Origin of the sequence: Coprococcus intestinihominis (assembly GCF_040096555.1) — a bacterium.
Taxonomy (GTDB): domain Bacteria; phylum Bacillota; class Clostridia; order Lachnospirales; family Lachnospiraceae; genus Coprococcus_A; species Coprococcus_A intestinihominis.
On sequence record NZ_JBBMEK010000306.1, the window covers coordinates 1 to 3,641 of the forward strand.

A 3,641-nucleotide genomic window follows, 5' to 3' on the forward strand; every position below is an offset into this window, starting at 1 on the left:
AGGATGGACTGTGCAGGCAGAAAGACCGAACCAACAGTATTACTATGATAACGATGGTAAAATGCATTATGGATGGTTGTCTTTGGACAGTAAAAAGTATTATTTTCATCCGGTATCGGGCATCATGCTGAGACAGTGCGAACGGAGAATAGAGAATAAATGGTATTATTTTGATTCAGATGGTATCATGGCGATAGGATGGTCACAGCATCATGGTCATACTTATTATTATAATGAAGATGGCAGTATGTATTACGGTGAGAAGTACATAGAAGGCCATTGGTACTATTTTCACCCAGTACGAGGAATTATGATGGCGGGGTGGACAAAACATCATAACCATACTTATTATTATAATGAAGATGGCAGTATGTATTACGGTGAGAAGTACATAAATGGTCATTGGTATTATTTCCATGAAAGAACCGGGGTAATGGCAACAGGATGGTCTAAGCATCACGGCCATACATATTATTACAATTCGGATGGTACAATGTATTACGGTGAAAGAAGAATCAATGGAAGCTGGTATTTTTTTAAGGATCGTATTGGAGTGATGGCAACAGGATGGACAAAACATCACAATCATACTTATTACTATGCGACAGATGGTAAAATGTGTTATGGTTTACAGATGATTGATGGAATAAGATATTATTTTCATCCGGTGACAGGTATTTATCAATGGAAAAATCGTAAGTATCAAAACCCGTCTCAATATTATCAGATTCAGGAATCCCAGATTCAATTATCTGGCGGTGGATATAACTTGAATATTGGTTATGAGGGAATAAAAACTGCCTGGGTCATTCGTGCGTTGAATCTCGGCAATGGAGTTGGTATGGGCGGCGCAGAATATACGCGAAGAGTGTATAATGCTGTCAAAAATTTTCAAAATAGACATGGATTGTCTGTAACTGGCGTTACGGATTTGGCAACATGGAAAGCAATGGGGTACCGTGAGTCTGATTGGTATTCATTAGGAGCATATGTATCACCAATGAAAGTTGATATTTATAGTAGCAGGAATGACTGTATCGAAGCAATGATTAGTAGAGCATACGATTATCTAGGGGATGATTATATGATTGGTGCTTCTGGAGCACCAGGGTTAGGCATTGACTGCAGTGGCCTGGTGATTCAGGCATTGTATGCAGCAGGTATTGATATGTCACCAATTAATCCGGTGCGTCATGCATCTCCTGGTTACGAATATGAATCTGCAAATATTTGGAGAAGTTCCAAGTTAAAGCATGTTTCTTATAGTGAACGCGAGCGTGGAGATATTATTATTTATTGTAATTCATCAGGTGTTGTAATTCATTCAGCAATTTATCTTGGCAATAACAAAGTAATTGAGGCTTGGCCAAATAAGGTTGTTGTAGCATCAATGATCAATAATCAACATCCGCGTGTATTAGGTGTTGTTCGACCATTTGTTTAGAAAAGTTGTGATAAATAATCCCGGAAAAGATATGTTCCGGGATTATTTTTTGGTATAATATGTGTATCTTTCGAAAAAAAACAAAAGATGTCAAGTAGTATATGAAAAGCCTTGAAAAAAGGGATTAAAGGCATTATACTCAACTAAGGTGATTTAAAATAATAAAAGTGATGATGTGGATGTGTAATGCATTCCTAAGTGATTAATGATAAGGTAATGGTAGTATGCAAATAAATGAGAAATTATATAATTTGGGCAAAAATATCATAAAAATTTTGGCATTTATTGTATTGGTGGGGATTACGATAATGTCGTTTATGTATCAGAGCCATGTATCTATGGATTTAAATTGTCTTGAAAAGGTATCGTTTCACCATAACCGCATTTGGGTTTATATTTTTCTTGTATTGTTAATGGGTATACTTATTTTGGCTAAAAAAGCTATAGAGCATCTTAATGAAAAATTTTTGTTTTTCATGATGACGGCGATTTATGGCGTAATAGGGGTAATACTGGTTTTGGGTGTAGGAACGGATTTGCGTGCAGATGCACAATTGATTTACCAGGCTGCGGTAAACTTTTCGCAGGGAAATTATTCTATGCTGAATCAGGATGGCTATCTGCATATGTATCCTTATCAATTAGGGTTGGTGACATATGAAAGGATTTTATTGAAAATATGGAATGATACACGTGTTTTCTTCCTAGCTAATTTGATATGGGTCATAGTTATTAATTATGTGCTTTGGAAAATAAGCTGTTCGATGTTTGAAGGGAAAAAGTATTTACATAATATAACTATCCTTGTTAGTTACCTATTTTTGCCACAGCTATTTTTTATTACTTTTGCGTATGGTATGACTGTGGGACTTGCAATGCTGATGATTGCAATATGGGGGTTGATGCAATATTTAAAAAAGGAGAAGCCGTTTTTCTTCATTATATCGATAGCTTTTACTGCGTTATCCTGTATATTAAGAAGCAATTATATGATAGGTGCAATTGCGATTTCTATTATATATATACTAAATGCACTGAAAAATAAAAGAGTGCAAGGAATTGTCTGTGCTGTAATTACAGTAGCAGTAGTTGCTATTTCGGGTAAGATTACACCAGCATGGTATGTACATGAAAGTGGAATAGACATTGGAGATGGTGCACCTAAAGTATTATGGATAGCAATGGGGCTGCGTGATGAAAGTGCAAAACTGGGAGGATGGTATGACGCCTATAATAAAGATACCTATGTACAAAATGGCTATGACGGTGAAAAAAGCGCAGAAGAAGCAAAAAATGAAATAGTTAAACGACTAAAATATTTCAAGGAGAATCCAGTGTATGCTGTGAATTTTTTTCAGGACAAAATTGAATCTACGTGGTGCGATCCTTTGTTTGAATCAATATGGTCTGGACCTGTAGATAGTAAGAATCAGCAACTGCATAACAAATATTTAAAAATTATATATAGAGAGAGCAGAATCAATCAGTTGATTGCTGATGGATGCGGCGCAGTTACTATTTTTATTTACTTTTTTACTGCCGTTTTTATTTTGGTATCATTTAGAAGGAACGTGCCGACTGTATGGCTAACAGGTATTTTGTTTTTCCTTGGTGGATTTTGTTTTCATTTATTATGGGAGACAAAAAGTCAGTATGTTTATCCCTATGTGTTTATGCTGATTCCAAGTGCAGTGTATGGCTTTTATAGTGTATTATCGTGGATCAAAAAGAGAATGGAGATAAAAAGTGAAGAATATTAAAAAATTTCGATATATTGTAACTTTTATTATATTAATTTTTTTATGTTGGATGTTTCCGTATACGGGTGATGATTGGGCATGGGGAAGCAGCATAGGTATCGAACGATTGAATACATGGTTCGATAATTACAGTGGACGGTATGTTGGAAATTTGATTGTTTTGGCGTTAACACGGTCTAATTTATTGAAAACAATAACGATGGCTTTTATGCTGACAGGTATCATTTATTTCGTCGAAAAGCTTACGAGGAAAAAATGGACATTTTATTTGAGTATTTTGTTGATGATTTTTTTACCAAAGGCCGTTTTTAGGCAAGCAATTGTATGGACGTCAGGCTTTTCAAATTATGTTACGTCGGTTTTTTTTACATTGATTTATGTAGTGTATTTTTATAAGATTTTTGAGGGTGAAAAACCTAAGCAGAGATATTTACATT

Annotated in this window: 3 protein-coding genes; all 3 read left to right on the forward strand. The window is 35.2% G+C overall.

The window, feature by feature from the left end:
• Positions 1–1,444 (forward strand): NlpC/P60 family protein (locus WMO25_RS16185; protein ID WP_349086192.1); only part of this gene is annotated, 1,444 nt, incomplete at its 5' end.
• 224 nt (positions 1,445–1,668) lie between these two features.
• Positions 1,669–3,204 carry a hypothetical protein gene (locus WMO25_RS16190; protein ID WP_349086193.1) on the forward strand — a complete coding sequence of 512 codons (1,536 nt, stop codon included), beginning with the start codon at positions 1,669–1,671 and terminating at the stop codon, positions 3,202–3,204.
• Positions 3,191–3,641 (forward strand): hypothetical protein (locus WMO25_RS16195; protein ID WP_349086195.1); only part of this gene is annotated, 451 nt, incomplete at its 3' end. The genes WMO25_RS16190 and WMO25_RS16195, both read left to right, overlap by 14 nt.

What these genes read in the sequence shown, in the direction of transcription:
- WMO25_RS16190 (WP_349086193.1), top strand. Translation starts at nt 1,669, where the DNA reads ATGCAAATAAATGAGAAATTATATAATTTGGGCAAAAATATCATAAAA.